The sequence below is a fragment of the Lysobacter sp. OAE881 genome, assembly GCF_040546665.1.
Classification (GTDB): domain Bacteria; phylum Pseudomonadota; class Gammaproteobacteria; order Xanthomonadales; family Xanthomonadaceae; genus Lysobacter_J; species Lysobacter_J soli.
The window spans coordinates 236,942-257,320 of sequence record NZ_JBEPOG010000001.1 but is presented as its reverse complement, the minus strand read 5'-3'; the positions used below and the strand labels follow the sequence as shown (position 1 = coordinate 257,320).

At 70.3% G+C, this 20,379-nt stretch carries 20 protein-coding genes and 1 tRNA gene; 10 read left to right on the top strand and 11 right to left on the bottom strand.

Annotation, left to right across the window (positions count from 1 at the left end; all coding sequences use genetic code 11):
- Nucleotides 1-3: 3 nt before the first annotated feature.
- Complete coding sequence (gene mnmG, locus ABIE51_RS01205) at nt 4-1,893, bottom strand: tRNA uridine-5-carboxymethylaminomethyl(34) synthesis enzyme MnmG (protein WP_192631929.1); 1,890 nt, start codon at nt 1,891-1,893, stop codon at nt 4-6.
- 525 nt (nt 1,894-2,418) lie between these two features.
- Entirely contained in the window at nt 2,419-3,015 is a 597-nt protein-coding gene (locus ABIE51_RS01200) for a hypothetical protein (protein WP_192631928.1), read from the bottom strand.
- Between the two features lie 186 nt (nt 3,016-3,201).
- Here ABIE51_RS01200 and ABIE51_RS01195 point away from each other — a divergent pair, with 186 nt between their 5' ends.
- The 5 genes from ABIE51_RS01195 (at nt 3,202) to ABIE51_RS01175 (ending at nt 8,195) form a co-directional block, all read left to right on the top strand.
- Complete coding sequence (locus ABIE51_RS01195; RefSeq protein ID WP_354503160.1) at nt 3,202-4,146, top strand: DMT family transporter; 945 nt, start codon at nt 3,202-3,204, stop codon at nt 4,144-4,146.
- 16 nt (nt 4,147-4,162) lie between these two features.
- Complete coding sequence (locus ABIE51_RS01190) at nt 4,163-5,137, top strand: pyridoxal-phosphate dependent enzyme (RefSeq protein WP_192631927.1); 975 nt, start codon at nt 4,163-4,165, stop codon at nt 5,135-5,137.
- 187 nt (nt 5,138-5,324) lie between these two features.
- Nucleotides 5,325-6,056: a V4R domain-containing protein gene (locus tag ABIE51_RS01185; RefSeq protein ID WP_253336951.1), complete on the top strand. Its 732-nt coding sequence runs from the start codon at nt 5,325-5,327 to the stop codon at nt 6,054-6,056.
- 145 nt (nt 6,057-6,201) lie between these two features.
- Nucleotides 6,202-6,627 carry a ketosteroid isomerase-related protein gene (locus ABIE51_RS01180; protein ID WP_115843310.1) on the top strand — a complete coding sequence of 142 codons (426 nt, stop codon included), beginning with the start codon at nt 6,202-6,204 and terminating at the stop codon, nt 6,625-6,627.
- Between the two features lie 83 nt (nt 6,628-6,710).
- Nucleotides 6,711-8,195: an ArnT family glycosyltransferase gene (locus ABIE51_RS01175; protein ID WP_192631925.1), complete on the top strand. Its 1,485-nt coding sequence runs from the start codon at nt 6,711-6,713 to the stop codon at nt 8,193-8,195.
- Between the two features lie 9 nt (nt 8,196-8,204).
- Here the strand turns inward: ABIE51_RS01175 and ABIE51_RS01170 are convergent, their stop codons facing one another.
- From ABIE51_RS01170 to bioB, 7 genes are all read right to left on the bottom strand, one after another.
- On the bottom strand, nt 8,205-8,801 hold the full coding sequence (locus ABIE51_RS01170; protein WP_192631924.1) for a hypothetical protein: 597 nt from the start codon (nt 8,799-8,801) through the stop codon (nt 8,205-8,207).
- 70 nt (nt 8,802-8,871) lie between these two features.
- Nucleotides 8,872-9,864 (bottom strand): multidrug resistance efflux transporter family protein, encoded by a 993-nt coding sequence (locus ABIE51_RS01165; protein ID WP_192631923.1) that lies wholly within the window; start codon nt 9,862-9,864, stop codon nt 8,872-8,874.
- Nucleotides 9,861-10,781 carry a malonyl-ACP O-methyltransferase BioC gene (gene bioC / locus ABIE51_RS01160; protein ID WP_192631922.1) on the bottom strand — a complete coding sequence of 307 codons (921 nt, stop codon included), beginning with the start codon at nt 10,779-10,781 and terminating at the stop codon, nt 9,861-9,863. The genes ABIE51_RS01165 and bioC overlap by 4 nt, the downstream gene beginning before the upstream one ends.
- Nucleotides 10,782-10,889: 108 nt before the next feature.
- The gene (gene bioH, locus ABIE51_RS01155) at nt 10,890-11,663 is read right to left on the bottom strand and encodes a pimeloyl-ACP methyl ester esterase BioH (RefSeq protein WP_192631921.1); all 774 of its coding nucleotides are present in this window, start codon (nt 11,661-11,663) and stop codon (nt 10,890-10,892) included.
- 61 nt (nt 11,664-11,724) lie between these two features.
- The gene (locus ABIE51_RS01150) at nt 11,725-12,129 is read right to left on the bottom strand and encodes an ACT domain-containing protein (protein ID WP_192631920.1); all 405 of its coding nucleotides are present in this window, start codon (nt 12,127-12,129) and stop codon (nt 11,725-11,727) included.
- Complete coding sequence (bioF, locus tag ABIE51_RS01145; protein WP_115843044.1) at nt 12,126-13,349, bottom strand: 8-amino-7-oxononanoate synthase; 1,224 nt, start codon at nt 13,347-13,349, stop codon at nt 12,126-12,128. The genes ABIE51_RS01150 and bioF overlap by 4 nt, the downstream gene beginning before the upstream one ends.
- Before the next feature lie 18 nt (nt 13,350-13,367).
- A complete protein-coding gene (gene bioB, locus ABIE51_RS01140; RefSeq protein ID WP_192631919.1) occupies nt 13,368-14,420 on the bottom strand; it encodes a biotin synthase BioB in 1,053 nt (350 codons plus the stop codon).
- A gap of 49 nt (nt 14,421-14,469) precedes the next feature.
- On the opposite strand from bioB, the gene ABIE51_RS01135 reads away from it, so the two are divergent.
- Nucleotides 14,470-15,198 (top strand): ComF family protein, encoded by a 729-nt coding sequence (locus tag ABIE51_RS01135; protein ID WP_192631918.1) that lies wholly within the window; start codon nt 14,470-14,472, stop codon nt 15,196-15,198.
- Between the two features lie 46 nt (nt 15,199-15,244).
- Here the strand turns inward: ABIE51_RS01135 and ABIE51_RS01130 are convergent, their stop codons facing one another.
- Nucleotides 15,245-15,745, bottom strand: coding sequence for a Rid family hydrolase (locus ABIE51_RS01130; RefSeq protein WP_192631917.1), 501 nt, complete (start codon nt 15,743-15,745; stop codon nt 15,245-15,247).
- A gap of 233 nt (nt 15,746-15,978) precedes the next feature.
- Here ABIE51_RS01130 and ABIE51_RS01125 point away from each other — a divergent pair, with 233 nt between their 5' ends.
- Nucleotides 15,979-16,530 (top strand): HdeD family acid-resistance protein, encoded by a 552-nt coding sequence (locus ABIE51_RS01125; RefSeq protein WP_115843052.1) that lies wholly within the window; start codon nt 15,979-15,981, stop codon nt 16,528-16,530.
- A gap of 12 nt (nt 16,531-16,542) precedes the next feature.
- On the opposite strand, the gene ubiA is transcribed toward ABIE51_RS01125, so the two are convergent.
- Nucleotides 16,543-17,451, bottom strand: a complete 909-nt coding sequence (gene ubiA, locus ABIE51_RS01120) for a 4-hydroxybenzoate octaprenyltransferase (RefSeq protein WP_157028837.1) — start codon at nt 17,449-17,451, stop codon at nt 16,543-16,545.
- A 156-nt stretch (nt 17,452-17,607) separates the two neighbouring features.
- Between ubiA and ABIE51_RS01115 the strand changes: the two genes are divergently transcribed.
- The 3 genes from ABIE51_RS01115 to ABIE51_RS01105 all read left to right on the top strand — a co-directional run bounded on the left by ABIE51_RS01115 (nt 17,608) and on the right by ABIE51_RS01105 (nt 20,344).
- Nucleotides 17,608-17,684: transfer RNA gene (locus ABIE51_RS01115), tRNA-Arg, on the top strand.
- A gap of 301 nt (nt 17,685-17,985) precedes the next feature.
- The gene (locus ABIE51_RS01110; protein ID WP_115843056.1) at nt 17,986-18,501 is read left to right on the top strand and encodes a c-type cytochrome; all 516 of its coding nucleotides are present in this window, start codon (nt 17,986-17,988) and stop codon (nt 18,499-18,501) included.
- A 154-nt stretch (nt 18,502-18,655) separates the two neighbouring features.
- On the top strand, nt 18,656-20,344 hold the full coding sequence (locus tag ABIE51_RS01105) for an ExeM/NucH family extracellular endonuclease (RefSeq protein ID WP_192631916.1): 1,689 nt from the start codon (nt 18,656-18,658) through the stop codon (nt 20,342-20,344).
- The last annotated feature ends 35 nt before the right edge of the window (nt 20,345-20,379 follow it).

Sequence of the window (20,379 nt, the reverse complement as noted above, 5' to 3'; positions counted from 1 at the left end):
CGTCTACGCCACCCGGCTCCGGCGCGAGCGCGTGAGATGCACCAGCAGCAGCGAGATCGCCGCCGGCGTCATGCCGGGGATGCGCTGCGCCTGGCCGACGGTCTGCGGGCGGACGCGTTCGAGCTTCTGCTGCACTTCGGCCGACAACCCACGCACCGCGGCGTAATCGAAACCGTCGGGGATGGCCGTGGCCTCATGCCGCTGCTGGCGCGCGATCTCCTCGCGCTGGCGATCGAGGTAACCGGCGTACTTCACGCCGATCTCGACCTGTTCGGCGACCGCGCCATCGTCGACTGACGGGCCCAGCGACGGCACGGCCATCAGCTTGGCGTAGTCGAGCTCCGGGCGCTTGAGCAGATCGAGCGCGCTGGTTTCTCGGCTGATCTCGATGCCCAGCACGTCCATCGCCTCGCGACCGAGCGCGTTGTTCGGTGCGGTCCAGAGGGCGGAAAGGCGCGCGTTCTCGCGCGCGATCGCCTCGCGCTTGGCGTCGAAGCGCGACCAGCGCGCGTCGTCGACCAGCCCGAGTTCGCGTCCCACCGGCGTCAGGCGCAGGTCGGCGTTGTCCTCACGCAGCTGCAGGCGGTATTCGGCACGCGAGGTGAACATGCGGTACGGCTCGCTGGTTCCGTGCGTGGTCAGGTCGTCAACCAGCACGCCGAGGTAGGCCTCGTCGCGACGCGGACTCCAGCCGTCCAGCCCGCGCACGAAACGCGCCGCATTGACGCCGGCGAGCAGGCCCTGCGCGGCGGCCTCTTCGTAGCCGGTGGTGCCGTTGATCTGGCCGGCGAAGAACAGGCCACCGACGGACTTGGTCTCCAGCGTGGTCTTCAGGCCGCGCGGATCGAAGAAGTCGTATTCGATCGCGTAGCCCGGGCGCGTGATGTGCGCGTTCTCGAAACCGCGGATCGAGCGCACAAGGTCCAGCTGCACGTCGAACGGCAGCGAGGTCGAAATGCCGTTCGGGTAGATCTCGATGACCTCGAGGCCTTCGGGCTCGACGAAGATCTGGTGGCTCGCCTTTTCGGCGAAGCGCACGACCTTGTCCTCGATCGACGGGCAGTAGCGCGGGCCGATGCCCTCGATCTGCCCGGTGTACAGCGGCGAACGGTCGAGCGCGCCGCGGATGATCTCGTGCGTGCGCTCGCTGGTGTGCGTGATCCAGCACGACACCTGGCGCGGGTGGTCGGCCGTGGTGCCCATGAAGGACATCACCGGGCGCGGATCGTCGCCGGGCTGTTCCTCCATCACCGAATAGTCGAGCGTGCGGCCGTCGATACGCGGCGGCGTGCCGGTCTTGAGGCGGTCGACCACGAACGGGCCTTCGCGCAGCTTGTGCGCCAGCGCGACGGCAGGGGGATCGCCGGCGCGGCCGGCGGCGTAGGTCGTCTGGCCGACGTGCACCTTGCCGGCGAGGAACGTTCCGGCGGTGAGCACGACGGCGGGCGCGTCGAAGCGCAGGCCGGTCTGGGTGACGACGCCGGTGACCTTGCCCTGGTCGAACGCGATGTCGTCCACCGCTGCCTGGAACATCGTCAGGTTCGGCTGGGCTTCCACGGCGCGGCGGATGTAGGCGCGATACAGCGCGCGGTCGGCCTGGCAGCGCGTCGCGCGCACGGCAGGGCCCTTGCTCGCGTTAAGTCGGCGCCACTGGATGCCCGCGGCATCGGCGGCCTTCGCCATGACGCCGCCGAGGGCGTCGATTTCCTTGACCAGATGGCCCTTGCCGATGCCGCCGATGGCCGGGTTGCAGCTCATCGCGCCCACGGTTTCCACCGAATGCGTGAGCAGCAGCGTGCGTGCGCCGGCGCGGGCCGAGGCGAGCGCGGCTTCGGTGCCGGCATGGCCGCCGCCGACCACGATCACGTCGTATTGGTAGAAGTTCTGGCTCATTGGGCTTGGGTCGATCGGAGTCCGGACGGGCGCCCGGGGCGGGAATTCTAGGTCAGCCCGGCCTCGTCCGCCGTCGAGAATGAACGGCAGGTGAAACTTGGCACGGTTCCTGCGACATAGTCTCTGCACCCAGCGGGGCAGGCGCTAGGCGCCGGCCGGAATTGGAACAGGGGCTGGTCAAGCGCTCGCAGGGGAAGCACGGGGGCCGAATGTCGGGGGACGTTCGGCCCCCTTTTTATTTGCTCGCCGGGAGACCCCGGACACACAAAAGGCGCCGCGAGGGCGCCTTTTGCGTTTCTGGCGGGCCGTGACGCCCGCCGGGATGGGCGCCGACGCTCGATGGGGACGGAACAGGGGGGATCCGTGGTTCCTCATCGAGCGCCGACATGGAGCATTCGGCCTGGGGCCGACTTTCACTCATTACGTCCAAGAGTGACGTAATCGGTCAATGACCGCAGATTGCCGTCAGTCGGCCCCGAGCGCAAGCGAAAAAATGTGACTGCGCGCGAGACCTTGGCAACGCGGTCACGGCTCGTGCTGCTGGACCCCGCGGTTGGCGTTCGTGGGCCGCTGGCGAGGCGGCGGCGAGTAGCGACGCGGCTCGGCATCGGCACGGGGCTGGGTCGGACGCGGGCCGACATTGCCCGGGCGACCCGGGCGCGGACCGCTGTTTCCCGGGCCCTGGCCATCCGGCCGCGGACCGCCCACGCCCGGGCGCGGACCGTTGCCCGACCAGCCCTGGCCCGGCGGTCGATTGCCGTTCCAGTGCTGGCCCGGAGGACGGTCGTTGCCATTCCAGTGCTGGCCCGGACGGCCATTGCCGTTCCAGTGCTGCCCCGGGTGGCGGTCGTAGCGATATGGGTAGCGGTACACCGGATAGCGCGGGTACGCGTACGGATAACCGTAGTACCCGTACCGGTACGGATAGCCGTAATAGCCGTAGCCGCCGTAACCGTAGGGATAGCCGTAATAGCCGCCGTAACCGCCGTAGTAGCGGTATTCGACCGAAGGCTGGCCGTGGTAGTAGTCGCCACCCCCGGCCGCGCCGCGGTAGGTGTAGCCGGTGACGCAGCCGGCCAGCATCGTGGCGGCCAGCGCAGGCAGGATGAGTTTGCGGATCATGTTCGGAACCCCCCGGGGTGTGCCGCCAGCTTCCGGCCGGGGCTTTGAACTCGGCCTTAATTTTTCCGGCGCCGGGATGAAGGCGACGACGGCGTTCAGCGTAGTGGCGCGCGACCGCGCAAGCCGTGCATTGCCGGGCGTTTCGCGCGATGACAGCATGTCACGCCCTTCGCGACGGACGCGCCAATGAACCTGCATCGCGCCTCCGGCCAGTGGCGGCTGGGGCTGACGCTCACCCTGATCACCGCCGCATGCTGGGCCACGCTGCCGATCGCGTTGAAGCTGGTGCTGCAGGTGCTCGATCCGATCACGCTGACCTGGTTCCGCTTCCTCGTCGCGGCGCTGGTCACCGGCGCGTGGCTCGGGATGCGCGGCCGACTGGGCGGCTATCGCGCACTGCATGGCCGAGGCTGGACGATGTTGTTCGTCGCCGCGCTGATGCTGGTGGGCAACTACGTCTTCTACCTGCTGGGCGTGCAGCACACCACGCCGGCGAACGCACAGCTGCTGATCCAGCTCGCGCCGCTGCTGATGGCGCTGGGCGGTATCTGGGTGTTCGGCGAGCGGTTCCGCGCCGCGCAATGGCTGGGCCTGGCGCTGCTGGTGGCCGGCATGGCGCTGTTCTTCGCCGACCAGCTCGCCGCGAGCGCGAAGGCGCCCGGTTACGTGCTCGGGTCGGCGCTGGTGATCGTCGGCGCCATCGTGTGGGCGATCTACGCGCTGCTGCAGAAGCAGCTGCTGGTGCGGCTGGGGTCGATGCAGATCCTGTGGTTCATCTACGTCTTCGCGAGCCTCGCGCTGCTGCCGTTCGCGCATCCGGCGCAGCTGTTGCGCCTCGACGGGCTGCACTGGGCGCTGCTCGCCTACTGCGCCTTCAACACGATCGGTGCGTACGGCGCCTTCGCCGAAGCGCTCGCGCACTGGGAGGCCTCGCGCGTGTCGGCGATCCTCGCGACCACGCCGCTGCTGTGCATCGCCGCGGCGACGGCCGTGCACGCACTGTGGCCGCAGTGGCTGGCGCCCGAACGCATCACGCCGCTGGGCTGGCTCGGCGCGGGGCTGGTCGTCGCCGGCTCGGCCGCGGTGAGCCTGCTCAACGCGCGCGCGCCTTCGCCTGCGAAAACCCCTTAGGTCCTACCATCCTCCCATGAACGACATCGCCCACGTGACGCCCACCTTCGAAGGCGTCCTCGCCGCCGCCGCGCGCATCGCGCCGCACGCACACGCGACGCCCGTGCTGCGTTCGCGCACGCTCGACGCGCTGGCCGGCTGCGAACTGCACCTCAAGGCCGAACACCTCCAGCGCGCGGGCGCCTTCAAGTTCCGCGGCGCATGCAACGCGATCTGGTCGCTCGACGAGGCCACCGCCGCGCGCGGCGTGGTCACGCATTCGTCGGGCAACCACGGCGCGGCGCTGGCGCTGGCGGCACGCACGCGCGGCGTCGCCTGCCACGTCGTCGTGCCGGAAGGCGCAGTCGCGGCGAAGCTCGCCGCCATCGAGGCCTATGGCGCGACGCTGCACCGGTGCGCGCCGACCATCGCCGCCCGCGAAGCCCGCACCGCCGAGTTGCAGGCGCAGCTCGGCGCCGAACTCGTGCACCCCTACACCGATCCGCGCGTGATCGCCGGCCAGGGCACGGCCGCGCTGGAACTGCTGTGCACGCCGGAGCGCTTCGACGCGATCGTCGTGCCGGTGGGCGGCGGCGGCCTCGCCTCGGGCACCGCGCTGAGCGTCGCCGCGCGTTCGCCCGGAACCCGGCTCTACCTGGCCGAACCGGCGGGCGCCGCCGAAACCTTCGCGTCGCTGGCCAAGGGCGAGCGCGTCACCGACTTCACCCCCGACACCGTCTGCGACGGCCTGCGCGGCACGCTGGGCGAGATCAATTTCCGCATGCTCCGCGACCACGGCGCGCAGGTGCTGACGGTTGACGACGTCGACACGGTCGCGGCGATGCGCCTGTTCTGGCAGCGGACCAAGCAGATCGTCGAGCCGTCGTCGGCCGTAGCCCTGGCCGCCGCGCTGAAGCACGGCCCGCTGTTCGCCGGCCAGCGCGTCGGCGTCGTGCTGTCGGGCGGCAACGTCGATCCGGATGCCCTGCCGGCGCTGTTCGCACGCGCCTGATGCGGGCGCCGGGCGACGCTCCGGCGCCTTGCTTTTTGTGATGGATTGACCAGAATCACTTTGCCGTTTCTGGCGTAAGCCGGCGACGACCGTGTCGCCGAGCGCGGTGCCGGATGGGGATCCGGCACCCATGACCCGCGGGCGCACGAACGCAGACATCGGGCCATGGGGGTGGCGGATGGTGGACGTGGAATTCCGCGTGGTCTCCGACCGCCGGGAGGGCCTGCTGTTGACGCTCGGCCAGGCGGTGATCGCCCATGGCTTCACGCTGCTGCGCCAGCGCATGGCCGGGGGCGAGGACGGCGTCGTGCTGACGATGCTGGTGCGCGGCCCGCAGCAGAACCTCGCCACGCTCGAGGAATGCGTGGCCACGCATCCGCTGGTCACGTCCTTCGAAGCCACGCGACCCGACGCAGCTCCCGTCGAAACGCCGCCATCGATCACGCCCCACCGCTGTGCGGCGACGCCGCCCTGCGCGGCCGATTCGCGTCGCATCGAGGCGCTCGTGCCGCAGCTCACGCACGACTACCCGAACATCTTCGTCGCGCTGCTCGAACTGGAACGCGAACTTCCCGAGGCGCATCGCGAACTCGCGCTGAGCGAACTCGGCCATCGCATCGGCGCGTGGGTGCAGGCGCGCGATTTCGCGGGCGTGGAGACGACCTCCACCTGCGATGCCATCCGCCGCATCGCGTTGCCGGCGATGCGCCAGATCGTGCAGGCGCAACTGCAGGGCGAGGCGCTGCACGTGAGCGACAGCCCCTTCTGCCGGCGCGGCGAACACGGCCCGTGCTGCCATTTCCTGCGCGGCATGCTCGGCGGGTTGCTCGCCGGCAGCGCGCAGCCGATGCACGTGGTCGAGACGCGTTGCCGCAACGACGGCGCCGACATCTGCGCGTTCGCGTTCCGCACCGCGTGACACGAGAGGCCGCGTGCAGGCGGCGTGAAGACGCCGCCGCACGCGCGCTTTATGGCGGACGTCACGGTCGGGCCCGCGTGGGCGCCGGCTATCATGGCGCTCCCGCCGCGCACGCCGGCGCCTGTGGTCCCCGCAAGGACTCGCGATGAAGATCGACGGCACCCGCACCAACGACCGCGCCACGGAACTGATCCTGGCCTACTACGCCGCGTTCAATCGCGCCGACTGGGACGGCATGGTCGCGCTGCTGGGCGAAAACGTGGTGCACGATCTCAACCAGGGCCCGCGCGAAACCGGCCGCGAGGCGTTCTCGGCGTTCCTGCAGCGCATGCACCGCAGCTATCGCGAGCAGTTGCACGACATCGTGGTGATGGTCTCGCCCGATGGCGCGCGTGCCGCGGCCGAGTACATCGTGCACGGCGAATACCTCGCCGACGACAGCGGCCTGCCGCCGGCGCGCGGACAGAAGTACGTGTTGCCGGGCGGCGCGTTCTTCGAACTGCGCGACGGCCGCATCCACCGCATCAGCAATTACTACAACCTCGAAGACTGGATCGCGCAGGTGCGCTGACGCGCCGTCGGTGGCGCCGGTTTCCGACGCGCCGCCGACAAAACCGCCGCTAGCCTGAATCCGGTTTTCCTTCGGGCGGGCCCATGCACCGGATCCTGCGATCGCCTGCGCTGTGGACCGCCGCACTGGCGACGGTGCTGGCGCTGATGTTCCTGGGCTCGCGCGGCATCTGGGATCCCGACGAGGGCCGCTACACCAACGTCGCGCTCAACATGCTCGACAGCGGCGACTGGCTCAATCCGCGCCGCAACGACGAGATCGGCCACTGGACCAAGCCGCCGCTGACGTACTGGGCCATCGCGTCCAGCGTCATGGTCTTTGGCACCAACACCTGGGCGGCGCGGCTGCCGGCTGCGTTGTCGTACCTGCTGTGCACGTGGCTCGCGTGGCGCATCGCCGCGCGGCTCGCGCCGGGCTCGCAGCCGTCGGCCGCCATCGTCTACGCGACGATGCTGCTGCCGTTCGGCGCGTCGCAGATGATCACCACCGACTACCTGCTCAGCGCCTGCATCGCACTGGCGATGTGGGCGTTCGTCGAGGCACGCTTCTCGGCCACATTGCATCCGAGGCGCTGGATCGCGCTGATGTGGATCGCGCTCGCGCTGGCATTCGTGACGAAGGGGCCGGCGGGGCTGCTTCCGCTGCCGGTCGTGCTGCTGTTCGATTTCCTGATGCCCGGGCGACGCGATCATCGCGTCCTGCAATGGTCGGGGCTCGTGCTGTTCGCGGTGCTCGCGCTGCCGTGGTACGTCGCGGTGTTCCATGGCAATCCGGGGCTGTTCGAGTATTTCGTCGGCGACGAACTGGTCAACCGCGTAACGACCAACGAGTTCGGCCGCCACGGCGAGTGGTACGGCTGGATCGAGATCTACGTTCCCACGCTCATCGTCGGCACGCTGCCGTGGACACCGACGCTGTGGCGCTGGACGCGCGGACTGCCGGCGATGGTACGTCCGTGGTGGCGCGATCCGCAGCGACGCCAGCGCGACGCGCACTGGTTGCTGCTCGCGCTGTGGCTGCTGCTGCCGCTGGCGGTGTGCGTGTTCGCGCGTTCGCGCATGCCGCTGTACCTGCTGCCGCTGTTCGTGCCGATCGCAGTCATCATCGCGTTGCAACGGACAAGCGAAGGACGCGCCCTGCCCTCATGGCCGAAGCTGATCACGTGGGCCGCCGTGCTGCTGGCAGCGAAGGTCGCCGCGTCGTACTGGCCCACGCACAAGAACGCGCAGGCGTGGGCGCATGCGCTCGTCGAACGCGCGCCCGGTCCGATCCACGAGATCGTCTTCGTCGAGGACATGGCGCGTTACGGGCTGCACCTGGAACTCGGTCGCGGCACGGAGATCGAGAAGATCTCGCTCGATACGCTGCACGAACCGCGCTTCAACCCGCAGTACGACGAGCCCCTCGCCGTCGAACTGGGCGAACACGAGCACGGCGTGGTGTGGGTGACCAAGCAGAGCGACTGGCCCGTCGTGCGCGAGCGCATCGAAGGCTACGGCTATCGCGCGATCCTGCTGGGCACGCCGTTCGAGCGGCGCGTGATGTTCCGCGTCGAACCGCAGCGCTGAAACATCGCCTCAGCGCTGCGCGCCGGCGCCGAGAGACAGGTAGTCGATCCCCTGGCTCAACAGCAGCCGCATCACCGATGCGCGTTCGCCGACCGGGCGCGAGGCCATCGCATCGATCAGCAAGCCGACCGAACGACAACGCGCGTCATGGTCGCCGCCGTTGAGACCTGCAAGGAATCCGTCGTTGAGCAGCGCCGCGCGTACGCCGGCGGCCTTCAGCGCCTGCGTCGCGACATTCGCGTCGTACGGCTGGCGCGGGCTCTGCGCGGCGGTGAGGAAGAAATTCGTCGCCGCATCGGCGAAGCGTATGCGGCTCTGCTCGCTCAGCTGCGAGGCGATCTGGTTGTAACCGTCGAGACTGCGCTGCGCATCGGGATCGAACAGCGCACACAGCGTGCGCGCGTCCTGCGGCGTCTGCGCACTGGCGTGCACGGCCTGGAAGAGCCCGTCGACGCTCGAATCGGGCGCGCGCATCAGCAGTTCGCGGCTGTCGGCCATCAACGCGCCGGGATCGAAGCCCCAGCTGCTGAAGTCCTGCGCCAACGCGGGAACGGTCGCGACCGCCAGCAGCAAGCCTGCGGCAAGGGTGAGCGGGGGTCTGGCCATGTCGTCGCGATGCCGTCGGAGGATGGGCCGATCGTAGGACGTGGCGGCTGAACGACGTTGCCGTCGCGGACTATGCCCCGCGATCACCGGACGCCTCGTCCACGGCGCGCGCGTCGCCCGCGCTCGCGCGGGCGGCGACGATGCTGAACACCACGATGCCGATCACGACCAGCACCGCACCCGCCAGCGCGCGGCCCTGCGGCCAGGCCTCGCCGAGCCACAGCACGCCGATCAGCGTGGCGAACAGGATTTCCGCCGCCTGCATCGCCTCGGCGGCGGCGAGCGCGGTCGGGTTGCTGCGTACCATGCCCGTCGCCTGGAAGAACAGCACCGTCGCGATCACGCCCGCGCCGAGCGCGACGCCCGCGGCGAACGACACCTGCCCCAGCGGCGGCGGGCCGACCTGCGCCAGCGTGATCGCCGCGACCGCCCACCACATCGGCTGGCTCGCCAGCGTCATGCCGAACACGCGCTGCGTGGCGTTGAGCTCGATGCCACTGCGCTCCAGGTGCAGCAGCAGGCCGCGATTGCCGAGCGGATAGGCAAAGGCCGAGATCGCCACCAGCACCAGCGCGATCCAGCCGTCGCGATCGAGCGAACCGCCGCCGTGACCGAACTGCAGCAACAGCACGCCGGCGACGACGAGCAGCCCCGTCGCGAGTGCCGGCATCGGTACGCGCGCGCGTTCGTCGCGATAGAGGAACGGCGCGCACAGCATTCCCGCGATGACGGTGAGCTGGAACGTGCCGGCGATCAGCCACGACGGCCCGCTCGACGCGGCGTAGCTCAGGCACAGGTAGAACAGCACGAAGCCGATGCCGCTCCACAGCAGCCACGGCCCGGGATGCGCGCGGATCGCCCGCCACACCGGCGCAACACCACCCTGCCACGGCATCACCGGCAGCAGCAGCGGCAAGGTGATGAGGTAGCGCAGGCACGCCGTCCACGCCCAGTAGCCCCCCTCGGTCGCGGCGGCGCGGTTGAGCACGTAGGTGCAGGTGAAGAAGAACGCAGACGCGAGCGCGATGGCGACCGCCGCCAGCGCCGTGCTCCTCGCCTTCACGAACGCTTCCGCACCGGGATGCCGTGCGCCGGCACATGCACTTCGTCGACGCCGCCGACGCGGATCGGCGTGCCCGGCTGCGGGCCCCACGCGTGCGCGTAGATCACTTCCCACGTCGCCGGCAGCCGGCCATCGCGGCGCCACGGTTCGTAGGCCTGCGCGGCGCGCGCGAAACGCGAGCGGCCGGTGAGGCTGCGGCGACGGTCGTGCATCGCGTTCGTCGCGCCCAGCGTGCGCAGTTCGCGCATCAGACCGGTGAGATCGTCGTGGCCCAGCACGAACTCGTCGCGATCGAGCACGGGATTCTTGAAGCCGGCCGCGATCAGCGCATCGCCGAACTGGGCGATCGACGCGAACGGGCTCACGTGCGGCGCGTTGTCGGCCTGCGCGAACGCATCGCGCAGTTCGTGCAGCGTGTCCGGGCCGAAGGTCGACACCAGCAGCAGGCCGTCGGGCTTGAGCACGCGACGGAAGCCGGCGAACACCGCCGGCAGGTCTTCCACCCATTGCAGGCACAGGTTGGAGAACAGGATGTCCACGCTCGCATCGCGCAGTGGCAGCGCGCGCGCGTCGGCGCACAGCCAGTCGGGACGGCGCGCGACGCCGGGCAGGAACGATGGCAGCCAGCCGCCTGCGTGGCCGCGCGCTTCGCGCAGCATCGGCTGGGCGAGGTCGATGCCGACGACGTGCGCCTTCGGCCAGCGCTTCTGCATCGCGGCGGCCGCGTGGCCGGGCCCGCAGCCGACGTCGACGACCAGCTGCGGCGGCGCCCGGTTCAGCGCCGGATCGTCGAGGTAGTCGAGCTGTTCCATCAGGCGCGAGGCCACTTCGCGCTGCAGCGCGGACGCGTCGTCGTAGTGGTGCGCGGCGCGCGAGAAGGCGCGGCGGACCTGGCGGTGGTCGAGGGTGTCGGTCATTTTTTTGCTTCGCCCTCTGTTTCACGGGAGGGCCGGGATGGAATGGTGTTGCTTCGGACGTCTGGATGCGAGTGCGGAGGGGGAACACACCATCCGCACCGGTCGACGTCACGCCGGCGCGGTCACCGCGCGCATGAACGCGTCGATCTCGGCGGCGACCTCATCGGCGGCGCCGAGGAACGGCGCGTGTCCCGCATTTCCGATGACGACGCTGCGTGCGCCCGGGGTCATCGCCGCGGCGGCGGGCATCGCGCCGGCGGGAATCAGGCGGTCGCGGCGACCGGAAATCCACAGGCTCGGCACGCGCAGTTGCGGCAGTTCGTCGCGAAGGTCGAGGCGATCGAGCAGCACCAGGCCTTCCTGCAGCGCGCGCGGAGCCGGTTCGCCCCGCTCGAAGGCCTGCGCCTTCAGGCTGCGGAGTTCCTCCTGCGCGTAGCTCGAACCCAGCGCCTCCAGCGCGAGGAAGCCTTCCAGCGTGCCGCGGAAGTCGCGGCCCAGCGCCTCGCCGAAATCGCGGAACAGGCTCGGCTTGACGCCATGCGGCCAGCCTTCGTCGATCACGAAGCGCGGCGAGGAGGCGATCATCACCAGCCCGCGCACGTCTTCCGGGAAATCCAGCGCGGCGCGCAACGCGAACTGCCCGCCGAGCGACCAGCCGAGCCATACGGCGTCCGGCACGCGCGCGATGAGCTGCGGCGCGAGCGCTTCAGGCGACAGCGGCGTGGCGTCCTCGCGCGCGCGGCCGTGGCCGGGCAGGTCGATCAGATGGAGCGTGTAGCGGTCCTGGAGGCGTTCGACCAGCGGCGCGAACAACCCGCCGTGCATGGCCCAGCCGTGGATCAGTGCCAGCGCGGGACCCTGCCCGCGCGTTTCGATGTACATGGAGCAAGCCGTTGGGGGGATGGCCGATGGGGATGAAGAGTGGAGCGTGTTGCCTGCGGTGCTACTCGGCGCCGTCCCGGGCGAGGTCGGCCAGCACCGCCAGTGCGTCGTCGCGGCGATCGGCCGGGACCAGCAGGTGATCGTGGTGGAAGCCGGCGAGCACGTTGCAGGCGATGCCGCGCCGCGCCAGCGCCGAGGCGAAGGCGGCGGTCAATCCGACCGCGTCCAGCGCCGAATGCACGCCCAGCGTCAGCCAGGCGGCCCGGAAATCGTAAGGCAGGCCGCGCGCGTCGGCGACCTCGCACGGCAGGACGTAGGTGACGCCCTCGTCCTCGGTGACCATGGCGAGCGCGAGCGAGGCCAGCGTCGGATCGGGCGCGGGACGCGCGACGAAGGCGTACTGGCCCTCCCGCGCCGTGACATTCAGCGTGGCGAGCAGGCGCGCAAGGTCGCGCTCGCCGCTCATCGCGCCAGCACGGCCTCGCGCCGGGCGGTCTCGACCAGGCCCAGGCGGATGCGTTCGCGCGATTTCGCCATCGCTTCGACGAGGCCGTCGACATCGGCCACGCCATGCAGCGCCGAGAGCGTCACGCGCAGGCGCGCGCGACCTTCGGGCACGGTCGGCGGACGGATCGCGGCGACCCAGTAGCCGGCTTGCTCCAGCCCGGCGGCCATCGCCAGCGCCGTGTCGTCGTCGCCGCAGATCACCGGCTGGATCGCGGTCTGCGAATCCATCAGCTCCAGGCCGGCGCGCTGCGCGCGCTCGCGGAAGCGCCCGATCAGCTCGTCGAGCTTGGTGCGGCGCCAGTGTTCGGCGCGCGCCAGCTTCACCGCCGCCAGCGAGGCAGCGGCCTGCGCCGGCGGCAGCGCGGTGGTGTAGATGTAGGAACGCGCGGTTTCGGAAAGATGCTGGATGAGGTCGGCATCGCCGGCGACGACCGCGCCGTAGCCACCCAGCGCCTTGCCCAGCGTCGCCAGCTGCAGCGGCACGTCGTTCGCGCCGAGCTTGCTTGCCGCGACGCTGCCGCGCCCGTCCGGGCCGACCACGCCGATGCCGTGGGCGTCGTCGACGTACAGCAGCGCCTTCTGCACGCGCGCCACGAGCGCGAGTTCGCGCAGCGGGGCGATGTCGCCGTCCATGCTGAACACGCCGTCGGTGGCGAGCATCGCCGCACCCTCCGGCATGCTGCGCAGCTGGCGGATCGCGCCTTCGGCATCCGCGTGCGGATAGCGGCGCAGTCGGCAGCCGGCCAGGCGCGCGGCGTCGATCAGGCTGGCGTGGTTGAGGCGGTCCTGCACGCAGACGTCTTCGTCGCCGAGCAGCGCCTGCACGACGGCGAGGTTCGCCAGGTACCCGCTGCCGAACAGCAGCGCGCGCGGCGTGCCGAGCCAGTCGGCGACCTCGCGCTCCAGCGCGTCGTGAAGCTGGTGATGGCCGCAGACCAGGTGCGAGCCGACGCCGCCGGCGCCCTCGCGCGAAGCGGCGTCCTGCAGCGCACCGACCACGGCGAAATGCTGCGACAGGCCGAGGTAATCGTTGCCGCAGAAATTCAGCAGGGAGCGGCCGTCGACGAGGCAGCGCGCGCCGTCGCGCAGGGTGACGGTGCGACGCACGCGCACCCTCGAGCTCGCTTCGCGCTGCGCGCGCGCGGCCTCGATGCGGTCACGCCAGCCCGGGCGGCTCATGGCTGCACCGGCAGGCCATCACGCGGCGCAGTGGTGCGCCGCTTCGACGATGTCGGCATGGACGGTCTCCCCTTGTTCGACCACGGGCATCGGACGCAAGCCCAGTCGGTCGAACAATGCCATATCGCGCTCGGTGTCGGGATTACCGGTCGTCAGCAATTTCTCGCCGTAGAAGATGGAATTCGCGCCGGCGAGGAAGCACAGCGCCTGCAGCTCGTCGCTCATCGATTCGCGCCCGGCCGACAGGCGCACCATCGAGCGCGGCATCAGGATCCGCGCAACTGCGACGGTGCGCACAAATTCGAAGGGGTCCAGCAGCTCGGTGCCGGCCAGCGGCGTGCCTTCCACCTGCACCAGGCGGTTGATCGGCACCGAATCCGGATGCGCCGGCAGGTTCGCCAGCGTCTGCAGCAGGCCGGCGCGCTGGTCGCGGCGCTCACCCATGCCGACGATGCCGCCGCAGCAGGTCTTCATGCCGGCGTCGCGCACGTGCGAGAGCGTGTCCAGGCGGTCCTGCATCTCGCGCGTGTGGATGATGGCGTTGTAGTACTCGGGCGCGGTGTCGAGGTTGTGGTTGTAGTAGTCCAGGCCGGCGTCCTTGAGCGCACGCGCCTGGTCGGCCGAGAGCATGCCGAGCGTGGCGCAGGTCTCCAGGCCTAGCGATTTCACCTCGGAAATCATCGCGGCCACCTTCGGGATATCCCGATCCTTCGGCGAACGCCACGCCGCGCCCATGCAGAAACGGCTGGCGCCGGCGGCCTTGGCCTGGCGGGCCTTCTCCAGCACCGCCTCGGTGCTCATCAGCTTGGTCGCCTCCACGCCCGTGTGGTAGCGCGCGGCCTGCGGGCAGTAGCCGCAGTCCTCCGGGCAGCCGCCGGTCTTGATCGACAGCAGCGTGCTGACCTGCACCTCGGCCGGATCGAAGTTGGCGCGGTGCACGGACGCCGCACGGTGCAGCAGCTCCGGGAACGGCAGGTCGAACAGCGCGCGGACCTCGGCGCGGGACCAGTCGTGGCGGAGGTCGCCGGCGGGGGAGGACTCGACGAGAGGAATCTGGCTGACAGCAGGCATGGCGGAATTCCGATGTTTTCGGCGAGGCAGGCCCGGCAGTCTGGAAACCATGCCCGACCCTGTCAACCAAACTGCTGCGCACGGAGTTTACGGCTGGACATCCCGGTTGTTCGATCGTCTGCTGCCGTCGCGGTGTCTGGTCTGCAGCGAACGCGGAACGATCGGTCGCGATCTGTGCCCTACGTGCTGCGAAAGCCTGCCGTGGCTGACGACGTCCTGCGCCCGCTGCGCGCTGCCGCTCGGAATCGACGCCGAGCTCTGCGGCGACTGCCTGCGCCGGCCGCCCCCGCAAACCGCCACGCGGGCGGCCTTCGTGTATCGCACGCCGCTGGATCGCCTCCTGCCGCGCGCCAAGTTCCATGGCGACCTCGCGGGGTTGCGGCTGCTTTCGACGCTGATGGGCGACAGCCTCCGCGACGCGGAACGGCCGGAGGCGCTGGCGCCGATCCCGCTCCACCGAGACCGCCTGCGACGGCGCTGCTACGACCAGGCGCTGGAGCTGGCGCGGCCGCTCGCGCGACGGCTCGGCGTGCCGCTCCGCGACGACCTGCTTCGGCGCGTGCGGGCGACGGCAGCGCAGTCACGCCTCGCCGCGGGCGCGCGTCGTCGCAACCTGCGCGGGGCGTTCGAGGTGCGGGCGAACGCATCGCTACCGGCGCACGTCGCGTTGATCGATGACGTGATGACGACCGGCGCCACGGCGCGGTCGGCGGCGCTGGCGCTGCGCCGTGCCGGCGTGCAGCGCGTCGACGTGTGGGTGTGTGCGCGTGTGCCGTGATCGCTGCGGCTCGCGGGCTTGGGGCACCAGGATGCTGGTGCTGGCGCTACTTCGCCGCCGGCACCGGGATCGAAGCCCTTGCCTTCGCGCCGGATCCAATGATCGCCTCGGCCCGGATCTCCATCGGCGCGTCTTTCGAGAACAGCGCCGTCGTGCCCACGGCCGTCCATGCGGGGTAGTGATTTTTGAAGAACTCGCGGTGCACTTTCAGCACGGGCTCGACGCGCTTGCGGAAATCGTCGTGATCGCGCGAGACATGGAAGCTCTGCAGCTCGACGACGTCGTCCATCGTCGCGCCCGCCTTTTCCAGATGCGCCTTCAACTGCTGGAACGCCCAGCGGATCTTCGCCTCGTCGGTCTCGCCTTCCGACGCTGGAATGCCCGACACGATCACGCGATCGCCGACGCGGAGCACGGGCGTGTAGTGCAGCCCGTGGTACGAGCCCTCCCAGCCCGGCGGCGCGAAGTGCTCGCGCGTGGGCGCTGTCTGAGCAGCGGCACTGGTCGCGACAAGGCAGAGGAACAACGGCAGGCACGCACGACGCATGGCGGACTCCGGGCGGGGTGGACGCGGCGATTGCAGCACCCGGGAACTCCCGCGGGCAGTGCCGTTGGGCGGGAAGTTCGTGCGCGTCCATCGCCGACGACCCCGCTACGCCGCTCGTCGCGACACACGGCAGGGTCCATCCCGTCACCCGATCTTCACCCGGCGGCGACTCCTGCGCGGTCACGCTCCGCCGGAACCCGGACCACGGTGACCTCAGGGTCGAGGAGCGCGTCATGAACGCAGGTCTGTTGAGGATGGTGGGTCGCAGTTGGTGGGTGCTCGTGCTGTACGGCGTGATCGGCGTGCTGTTCGGCATCGCCGCGTTCCTCTGGCCGGCGAAGACGGCCGTGGCGATTGCCTGGGCCTTCGGCGTGATGGCCATCGCGGAGGGCGTGCTCAGCCTGCTCGCGCTGTTCGACCGCAACGTCTCGGTCTCGAAGGGGTGGCTGGTGCTGTATGCGCTCGCCTCGCTCGTCTTCGGCGTGCTGGCGGTGTCCAACCCCGTCGCCACCGCCGGCGTGCTGCTGCTGTTCCTCGCCGCGTGGCTCCTCGTCGCCGGCATCTACCGCATCGTGCTGGCGATCCGGATCCGCAAGGCGATCACCGGCGAATGGATGATCGCGCTCAGCGGCGTGCTCGCCATCGTGCTGGCGGTGCTGTTCGTGATGCGACCGGCCGCGGGGCTGGTGACGGTCGCGCTGTGGATCGGCGTGGCCGCGCTGTTCTACGGCGTGCTGCAGATCGTGGCCGGGCTGCGGATGCGCAAGCTCGCCGAGGCGCTCTGACGACTGGGCGACTTACGCCGCCGGCCCGCGCAAGGCGAAGTCGGCGGCGATGCCGGCGAAGATCGCCAATCCGACCCAATGGTTGTGCAGGAACGCGCGGAAGCACGCCGCGCGGTCCCGCGTCCGGGCGATGACGAATTCGTACACCACCAGTGCGGCGGCGATGGCGAGGCCGATCCAGTAGTACGCGCCCATCGACGCGCGCTGGCCGACGAAGACCAGCGCCACGAAGAACAGCGCGTACAGAACGCCCTGTGCGATCAGGTCCATCTCGCCGAACAGGATCGCCGTGGACTTGCTGCCCATGCGCAGGTCGTCCTCGCGATCGACCATCGCGTACCAAGTGTCGTACGCGGTGGACCACACGATGTTGGCCGCGTAGAGCAGCCACGCCACGGGCGGCACTTCGCCCTGCACCGCGGCGAACGCCATCGGGATGCCCCAGCCGAACGAGAGGCCGAGGTACACCTGCGGCAGGTGCGTATACCGCTTGAGGTACGGATAGCTCGCGGCAAGCGCCACGCCGACGAAGCTCATCAGCACCGTCAGCCGGTTCAACGTGAGCACGAGCCCGAACGCCACCAGCATCAGCACCGCGAACAACGCCAGCGCTTCGCGGCCGCGCACCGCGCCGGTCGCGAGCGGGCGGTTCTTCGTCCGCTCGACGTGCGGGTCGAGCCAGCGGTCGGCGTAGTCGTTGATCACGCACCCGGCCGAGCGCGTCAGCCACACGCCGGCGCTGAACACGAACAGCGTCCACAGCGGCGGCACGCCGCGCGCGGCGATCCACAGGCCCCACCACGTCGGCCACAGCAATAGCAGCCAGCCGATGGGACGGTCGCCGCGCACCAGCTGCCAGTACAGCGCCAGTCGCGTTTTCCACGGGGAATCCGCGGGGGTTTGGAAGCGTTCGTAGCTCATGACGGGGGAATTTCGCGGAATGGGGAAGCGCGTTCGGCGACGTCGCCGCGGGAGCGGGGCCTCCGCCACCGCACGCCGGCGCGCTTTGCCGCTAGAATGCCAGCCCCGCTTGCTGCGACGTGATCGCTCGATCAGGCCGTATCGCGGGACATCCAGGCGCCCGTAGCTCAGCCGGATAGAGTAGTGGCTTCCGAAGCCATTGGTCGGGGGTTCGAATCCCTCCGGGCGCGCCATCTTACGCACCGTGCCGTCGTGGCCCGGTCGCGACGCGGCAGTCGGCTTCGCGACATCCGCAGCCAGTAGCTCTCGATATAGAACGGCAGCCTCGCGGTTGCCGTTTTTGTTTTGGGCGGTCGAGCGCAGGCGGTTATGCGCGCCACACGCGGCACAGGCCGATGTGATCGCGCGCCCGGACCGCCCAAACCTGAACCTAGTGGAGCAGCCTAGCGGGCCGTATACTGGCGCGCGGCCGCTTGGGGCGGTCGATCGTCGATGGCTTCGCGTGACCCGCAAGGGCGCGCCATAGGTGGGTTTGTGCGCAATTACGACCTCGAATTCCTGAAGAAATTCTCGATGGTGATCGGCTTCCTGATGCTGGTCACGCTGGGCCTGATCGTCGCGGCCATGTTCGTGCACAGCCAGATTCCGGCGGAGATCAACCCGGACGTCGCCAAGCGCACCGAGCAGCGCATCCAGCCGGTCGGCGCGGTGTATGCCGGCAGCACGGGCGCCGCCGCGCAGCAGGCCGCCTCGGCCGCCGCCGCCGCGAAGGCCGCCTCGCAGGTCGCATACGGCGGCACCACCGACGGTTCGGTGATCTTCAACAACCTCTGCACCGGCTGCCACACCTCCGGTGCCGGCGGCGCGCCGACGCTGGACCAGGCCCACTGGGCCGCCCGCCTGCCGAAGGGCAAGGACACGCTGCACAAGCACGCCATCGAAGGCTTCACCGGCACCGCCGGCGTGATGCCGCCGAAGGGCGGCAACCCGGCCCTGACCGACGAACAGGTCATCGCCGCGGTCGACTGGATGCTGGCGAACCTGAAGTAATCGGGCCCTTCGCCGCGCCGCACGACGCCGCCTCCGGGCGGCGTTGTCGTTTCCGGGTACCGGATCCGCCATCCGCCTCGCTGCGCCAACCCGCCGACATCCGCCCGGCACGCGCGCTCGCGATAATGCGCGCCTCTTCCGCGGCGAGCGCGCCATGACCCGTTCCATCTCCCTGCTTCGACCGGCCCTGCTCCTGTCGCCCTGCCTGCTGATCGGCTGCGCGTCCGTCCCGGGCGCGGACGAGGCCACCGCCATCGGCGCGGTGCAGGGCCACGCCGAACGCAGCGCGCTCGTCGGCCAGACCGTCACCGTGCGCGGCACCGTCAGCGCGATCGCCGAAGGCGGATGGTTCCTGCAGGACGCAGGCGACGGCGACGACGCCACCTCCGACGCGATCTTCGTCCAGCAGGCCGCACCGACCGTACAACCGGGCGACGCGGTACGCGCGCGCGGCACCGTGGCCGAACTCGACGCGGGCCGCGGCACGCGCACGTCGCTGGTGGATGCGGAGGTCGAACGCACCGGCCGCGGTGACGTCGCCGCGCTGGCGCTCCCCGCTGCGCCCGCCGACTGGGAACGCCTGGAAGGCATGCGCATTCGCCTCGACGGACCGGTCTACCTCGCCGACAGCGGCGATCTGGCCAGGCACGGCCGCGTGCAGGTCAGCCTCGGCGAACGCCCGTGGCAGCCGACTGAACGCCACGTTCCCGGCAGCGATGGCTATCGCGCGGAAGTCGAAGGCAATGCGCGCCGCACGGTCTGGCTCGATACCGCGAATGCCGCATGGCCGGCCGGCCTGGCGCAGGCGCGCGCCGGCAGCCGCATCGACGGCGCGACGGGCGTGATCGACGAAACGAAAGCCGGCATCGCGCTCCATCTCGATGCCGCGCCCACGCTCGACGCAGCCCCGCGTCCGCAGGCGCCCAGCGTTCCCGGCACGCTGCGCGTAGCCGCGCTCAACCTCGAAAACCTGTTCAACGGGGACGGCCATGGCGGCGGATTCCCCACCCTGCGCGGCGCGCGCACGCCGCAGGAACTCACCGCGCAGCTCGCCAAGCACGTGGCGATCATCGAGGGCCTGAACGCCGACGTCGTCGCGCTGATGGAGCTGGAGAACGACGGCTACGGCAAGCAATCGAGCATCGCCACGCTGGTGGATGCGCTCAACGCCGACGGCAGCCGCTGGCGCTTCGTTGATGCGAAGCAGGGCCCGGGCGACAACTCGATCCGCGTCGGCCTGATCTATCGCGCCGACCGCGTGCGCACGCTCGGCGCGCCGAAGATCCTCGAAGGCGGCCCGTTCGGCGAGCACAGCCGCGTGCCGATGGCGCAGGCGTTCGCGCCGCTCAAGGGCGATGCGAACAGGCAGGCGTTCGTCGTCGTCGCGAACCATTTCAAGTCGAAGGGCTGCAAGGACGCCGAAGGCCTGGACCGCGACCAGCGCGACGGCGCCTCCTGCTACAACGCGATGCGTACCGAATCGGCGCGGCGCCTGCACGCCTGGCTCGCGACCGATCCCACCGGCCACGGCGCGCGCACGCTCATCGTCGGCGACCTCAACGCCTACGCGCAGGAAGAGCCCGTGCGCACGCTGCGCGAGGCGGGCTGGCAGGACGCCTTCGTCGTCGCGGGGAACGAGGCACCGTACAGCTACGTCTACGACGGCCAGCTCGGCCGGCTCGACCACGCGCTGCTGAGCCCGGAGTTCGCCAAGCGCCTTCGCGGCGCCGCGGAATGGCACGTCAACGCGGACGAACCCGAATCGGCCGGTTATCGCGCCGGCGGCGCGGGCCCGTGGCGCAGCTCCGATCACGACCCGCTGGTGCTGGGTTTCGATCCGTAAGCGACGCGCCGACGGAGCCTGAATACACCAGCCCG

Bases quoted from the DNA above. Each gene is read 5' to 3' on its own strand.
- mnmG (WP_192631929.1), bottom strand. From the start codon at position 1,893: ATGAGCCAGAACTTCTACCAATACGACGTGATCGTGGTCGGCGGCGGC.
- ABIE51_RS01200 (WP_192631928.1), bottom strand. From the start codon at position 3,015: ATGATCCGCAAACTCATCCTGCCTGCGCTGGCCGCCACGATGCTGGCC.
- ABIE51_RS01195 (WP_354503160.1), top strand. From the start codon at position 3,202: ATGAACCTGCATCGCGCCTCCGGCCAGTGGCGGCTGGGGCTGACGCTC.
- ABIE51_RS01190 (WP_192631927.1), top strand. From the start codon at position 4,163: ATGAACGACATCGCCCACGTGACGCCCACCTTCGAAGGCGTCCTCGCC.
- ABIE51_RS01180 (WP_115843310.1), top strand. From the start codon at position 6,202: ATGAAGATCGACGGCACCCGCACCAACGACCGCGCCACGGAACTGATC.
- ABIE51_RS01175 (WP_192631925.1), top strand. From the start codon at position 6,711: ATGCACCGGATCCTGCGATCGCCTGCGCTGTGGACCGCCGCACTGGCG.
- ABIE51_RS01170 (WP_192631924.1), bottom strand. From the start codon at position 8,801: ATGGCCAGACCCCCGCTCACCCTTGCCGCAGGCTTGCTGCTGGCGGTC.
- bioC (WP_192631922.1), bottom strand. From the start codon at position 10,781: ATGACCGACACCCTCGACCACCGCCAGGTCCGCCGCGCCTTCTCGCGC.
- bioH (WP_192631921.1), bottom strand. From the start codon at position 11,663: ATGTACATCGAAACGCGCGGGCAGGGTCCCGCGCTGGCACTGATCCAC.
- ABIE51_RS01150 (WP_192631920.1), bottom strand. From the start codon at position 12,129: ATGAGCGGCGAGCGCGACCTTGCGCGCCTGCTCGCCACGCTGAATGTC.
- bioF (WP_115843044.1), bottom strand. From the start codon at position 13,349: ATGAGCCGCCCGGGCTGGCGTGACCGCATCGAGGCCGCGCGCGCGCAG.
- bioB (WP_192631919.1), bottom strand. From the start codon at position 14,420: ATGCCTGCTGTCAGCCAGATTCCTCTCGTCGAGTCCTCCCCCGCCGGC.
- ABIE51_RS01135 (WP_192631918.1), top strand. From the start codon at position 14,470: ATGCCCGACCCTGTCAACCAAACTGCTGCGCACGGAGTTTACGGCTGG.
- ABIE51_RS01130 (WP_192631917.1), bottom strand. From the start codon at position 15,745: ATGCGTCGTGCGTGCCTGCCGTTGTTCCTCTGCCTTGTCGCGACCAGT.
- ABIE51_RS01125 (WP_115843052.1), top strand. From the start codon at position 15,979: ATGAACGCAGGTCTGTTGAGGATGGTGGGTCGCAGTTGGTGGGTGCTC.
- ubiA (WP_157028837.1), bottom strand. From the start codon at position 17,451: ATGAGCTACGAACGCTTCCAAACCCCCGCGGATTCCCCGTGGAAAACG.
- ABIE51_RS01105 (WP_192631916.1), top strand. From the start codon at position 18,656: ATGACCCGTTCCATCTCCCTGCTTCGACCGGCCCTGCTCCTGTCGCCC.